At 43.1% G+C, this 5,147-nt stretch carries 4 protein-coding genes; 3 read left to right on the forward strand and 1 reads right to left on the reverse strand.

The annotated features are described in order from the left end of the window. From B7C60_RS11640 to luxS, 3 genes are all read left to right on the forward strand, one after another. A partial coding sequence (locus B7C60_RS11640; protein ID WP_245869256.1) for a M16 family metallopeptidase occupies positions 1 to 2,046 on the forward strand: 2,046 nt, incomplete at its 5' end. Between the two features lie 237 nt (positions 2,047 to 2,283). Next, positions 2,284 to 3,852: a glutamate--cysteine ligase gene (gene gshA, locus B7C60_RS11645; RefSeq protein WP_099611794.1), complete on the forward strand. Its 1,569-nt coding sequence runs from the start codon at positions 2,284 to 2,286 to the stop codon at positions 3,850 to 3,852. Between the two features lie 98 nt (positions 3,853 to 3,950). Next, positions 3,951 to 4,469: an S-ribosylhomocysteine lyase gene (luxS, locus tag B7C60_RS11650; RefSeq protein WP_099611795.1), complete on the forward strand. Its 519-nt coding sequence runs from the start codon at positions 3,951 to 3,953 to the stop codon at positions 4,467 to 4,469. Positions 4,470 to 4,542: 73 nt separating this feature from the next. Here the strand turns inward: luxS and B7C60_RS19005 are convergent. Continuing rightward, a partial coding sequence (locus B7C60_RS19005) for a transporter associated domain-containing protein (protein ID WP_245869258.1) occupies positions 4,543 to 5,147 on the reverse strand: 605 nt, incomplete at its 5' end.

The following is a 5,147-nucleotide window of genomic DNA, read 5'->3' on the forward strand; positions in this document are numbered from 1 at the left end:
CCTAAACAGCCCGTTCATTTAGAGCAAGATCGCTATATTACTCTTGAAGATCGAATTCAGCAGCCGATGGTTGTGATCGGTTGGCCAACCGCTTATCAAGGCGCAGAGCAGCAAGCTTCACTCGATACGTTAGCGCAAGTATTAGGCAGTGGTAGTAATAGCTTGCTCTATCAAAATTTAGTGAAAACCCAGCAAGCGGTTGACGCTGGGGCATTTCAAGACTGTGCAGAGTTGGCTTGTACGTTTTATGTTTACGCAATGGCTCCATCAGGTGAACCGTCGCAATTAGCACCACTATATCAAGCATTGATGGATACTTTGCAGCAGTTTTCTCGGCAAGGCGTCAGCAACTCGCGGTTAGCGCAGATCAAGGGTCAAGCAGAAGCTAATGCGATTTTTGCTTTGCAAAGTGTACAAGGGAAGGTGAGTCAGTTAGCCAGTAATCAAACATTTTATGGTCAACCGGATCGCATTGAGCAGCAGTTAAATCAGTTGCGGGCCGTTTCTTCTGATTCTATCACGAAGGTGTTTCAGCAATATATTGACCAGCATCCCAAAGTGACATTAAGCGTGGTTCCCAAAGGGAAAACAGAATGGGCCGTCCAACGCGCTACATTTGTTACCCCTAAACGACAGCTCCCTGAATATAAAAAAATAACAGAGGAGCAGTTAGCGTATCGTCATGTTAATGATTCGTTTGATCGCTCTATCATTCCCGATGCCGCTCAAGCCGTTCAAATAGAGATGCCTGTACTTTATGACTGGTATTTTGATAATGGCTCAGAGTTATTAGGAACAAAGATGACCGAGACACCAACCGTGCTAATCGACATACGGCTTCCCGCCGGAGAACGTCATGTTGAGGTTGGGAAAGAAGGACTTGCCCATTTAACGGCCGCTCTGTTAGAGCAAGACTCTGCGCAACGAAGTGTAGAAAAAATTCAAGCTGAACTCGATAAACTTGGGTCGGTGATTCGAATTAATGCTGGTTCGTATGCAACCAATATCACTATCTCTAGCTTGAAAATGCACCTACCAGAAACCTTAGCCGTGGTTGAAGAGCGGTTATTAAGTCCAGGGTTTAATAAGCAAGATTTTTCACGTATTCAACAACAGATGATGCAAGGCATCGTCTATCAACATCAGCAACCCAGTTGGTTAGCCGCTCAAGCTACGCGTCAAGTGCTGTTTGGCCACTCGGTATTTGCGCGTTCAAGTGAGGGCACGACGGCCTCTATCGCGGCGCTTACACTTGATGATGTTAAGGATTTCTATCGTCAGCATTATACCCCTAATGGAGCGAAAATCGTTGTTGTCGGTGATATTGATCGCCAAGAGGTGGTAAAACAACTAACATTTTTTGCCCGATGGCACGGGGAGCCAGCTCCGATGATCAATCCTCAAGTCATTGCACCTTTGAGCGAACAAAAAATTTATGTGGTAGATAAACCAGGAGCACCACAAAGTGTCGTTCGTTTTGTTCGTAAAGGATTGCCTTTTGATGCGACAGGGGAACTCTACCTTAGCCAATTAGCAAATTTTAATTTAGCGGGTAACTTTAATAGCCGACTCAACCAAAACCTACGTGAGGATAAAGGCTATACCTATGGTGCTAGCGGCTATTTTACTGCTAACCGAGAAATCGGTGCAGTGGTCTTCAACGCACAAGTGCGAGCGAATGTGACCGTTGACTCAATCAAAGAGATCCAGCAAGAGTTAGCGCATTTTAGTCAACAAGGCTTAACAGATAAAGAAATGGAATTTCTACGTCTTGCGGTTGGACAGCAAGATGCTTTGAGTTATGAGACGCCCTCTCAAAAAGCTCAGCTCATCAGTCAGATTTTGACTTATAACCTCGATCGAGATTATTTACAGCAACGCAATCACTTGGTTCATCAGGTCGATAAAAGCACGTTAAATCAATTAGCGAAGAAATGGTTTCAGCCACAGGATTATCAAATTATTGTGGTTGGGGATATGAAAAAACTGAAGTCGCCATTAGAAAAGTTAGCAATTCCTATAGAAGAGCTTGAAATCATCCGTTAGAGTACGCATATATCCAAGTAATGGCACAGGGAATGGTATTTATTTGGCTGCTTGCTACTCATTTCGAGGCATTGTTGAACTCAGTGAGTTGCCGAGGAAAAGTCAGTTGCTCAACGCTAGGCCATCAAGGAATCCGGTGGTTTAGCATTTTATTTGCAAGAGACAAGTTACTTATTTGCAAGAGACAAGTTACGCTCAGCTGCATTTCAAACATAACCAATATAAGCGAATCTCATTTTGACTAATTTTGCTGCGCGACTTAAACGAGTTGCTAACCAACCTGAAATCTTTCAACAGTTCAGCCGTGGGGTTGAACGTGAAACCTTACGCTACACAGCCGACGGTACTATTGCCCAAACCCCTCATCCACAAAGTCTCGGTTCCCCATTAACACATCGCTGGATAACAACCGATTTTGCTGAATCACTGCTTGAATTTATTACGCCCGTTTCTCATGATGTTTCAACTTTAATGGCTCAGCTTGCTGACGTTCACCATTTTGCTCAGAGTCAAATGGGAAATGAAAAGTTGTGGCCGTTATCAATGCCTTGCTACGTTGGTTGTGAAGATGATATCCAACTGGCTCAGTATGGCCGTTCAAATTCAGGTCGAATGAAAACGCTCTACCGCATGGGGTTAAAGCAGCGTTATGGCAGCCTCATGCAAATTATTTCTGGGGTTCATTTTAACTTTTCATTTCCAGATACCTTTTGGGATGCCCTGTATGGCGAACAGACAGAAGAAGATCGCCAAGATAGTCAATCAGCGGCATATTTTGCAATGATTCGTAACTATTATCGTTTTGGATGGTTGATTCCTTATTTCTTTGGGGCGTCACCAGCCTTATGTTCTTCTTTTATTCAAGATCGTAAAACCGATCTACCGTTCGAATCTATTGGTAAAACCCTTTATTTACCTTATGCAACCTCATTGCGTTTGAGTGACTTAGGGTATACCAATCATGCGCAAAGTGTTTTGAAAATTGGTTTCAACCACATTGAGCAATATTTGGCAGGGTTAAACCAAGCAATCAGAACGCCTTCCGAGCAATTTGCCAAAATCGGGATTAAAGTCGATGGGGAATATCGACAATTGAATAGCAATATCCTACAAATTGAAAATGAGCTGTATGCACCTATTCGTCCTAAACGAGTGGCAAAAGCAGGTGAAAAACCGTCCGATGCTTTAGCGCGTGGTGGGGTGGAATATATCGAAGTTCGTTCGCTGGATGTGAATCCATTTAGTCCGATAGGGATTACCGAGCAGCAGATTCGCTTCCTGGATCTCTTCCTTACATGGACTGCATTGTCCGATTCTGATCCTATGGATAATTGTGAACTAGAATGCTGGCGTGATAACTGGCGCAAAGTGGTATTAGAAGGACGCAGGCCTGGTCTTGAGTTGAAAATAGGTTGTCATGGCGAAAAGTTAACGTTAGCGTCGTGGGCAAAGCGTGTATTCGCTGATCTAACCATAATTGCTGAGCAGATGGATAAAGCTAATGGTGATACTGCTTATCAAGAGGTTTGCCAACAATTAGTTGATTGGATTGATCATCCAGAAAAAACGTTATCAGCTCAAATTCTTCAGCAAACTCTCCAAATGGGGGGATTGGGTAAGGTTGGTCGTAGCTTGGGTGAGGCCTATCAACAGATAAATCTAAATCATACTTATCAGATTTATTCAGCAGCAATCATGGAGCAAGAAGCTAGACGTTCATTAGATGCTCAGTACACGATAGAACAACAAGAAACTCAGACTTTTGACCAGTTTTTATGCGCCTATTTTAGTTATTTAACAGAATAAACTTGCAAGCTAAAACCGGTTGTTAGCCAGGTTGCTACCCTTATGATCTACGAAAACAAAATAGTCTCGTTTAGGGATAGATTCAAGGAGAGAAGTATATGCCATTGCTAGATAGTTTTACGGTTGACCACACACGAATGCAAGCGCCCGCGGTACGCGTGGCTAAGACGATGCAAACACCGAAAGGCGATACAATTACGGTGTTTGATTTGCGTTTTACGTTGCCCAATAAAGCGATTTTATCTGAAAAAGGAATTCACACGCTAGAGCATTTGTATGCTGGATTTATGCGGGATCACTTAAATAGTGATGCCGTGGAAATTATCGATATTTCACCGATGGGATGTCGAACCGGCTTTTATATGAGCTTAATTGGTCGACCTAGTGAAGAGCAGGTTGCCCACGCCTGGCTGGCCGCAATGCACGACGTTCTTAAGGTTGAAAGCCAAGATAACATTCCTGAGCTGAACGAATATCAATGTGGTACGGCTGCTATGCATTCTTTATCTGAAGCTAAAGCGATTGCTAAGCAAGTTATTGATGCCGGAATCCAAGTCAATAAAAATGATGAGTTGGCTTTACCCGCAGCGATGCTTAACGCCTTAAAAATTGACTGATTGAATTGTCTCTGAGATAAAAAGGCTTGGTCTTATGTGACCAAGCCTTTTTGTTTGAAATCGTGCACGAAATCTATTGCGCTTTTTTGACTTTACGAGGAAAAACGCGCACCAGTTTAATGCGATTTTCTTCTAGCTCTATAATTTCCATGGGGTGGTTGGCAACTTTGACACTTAAATGGTTTTCTGGGATCTCTTCAAGATGTTCTAAAATCAAACCATTCAATGTTCTTGGGCCATCCGTTGGAAGGTTCCATTTCAAACTCTTATTAATATCTCGAATATTCGCACTGCCTTCAATTAAGAAACTGCCATCCCCCTGTGGTGTGATCTCTTCCGCCAGACTAGGAGACATTGAGGTGGTAAATTCACCAACGATCTCTTCTAAAATATCTTCTAATGTTACTAAGCCGATAATGTCGCCGTATTCATCAACAATAAGCCCAATGCGCTCTTTATTGCGTTGGAATTTCAGTAACTGCACATTTAACGGCGTACCTTCAGGAATGAAATAAACTTCATCAGCGGCCCGAAACAATCGTTCTTTATTGAATTCATTTTTTTCGAGCATCAAGCGGGCAGCTTCTCGCAGGCGCAGCATACCAACTGCTTCATCAATATTATCGCGGTATAGTACGACTCGCCCATGTGGGGAGTGGGTTAACTGCCGGATGATGG

The sequence above is a fragment of the Vibrio fujianensis genome (assembly GCF_002749895.1).
Lineage (GTDB): Bacteria > Pseudomonadota > Gammaproteobacteria > Enterobacterales > Vibrionaceae > Vibrio > Vibrio fujianensis.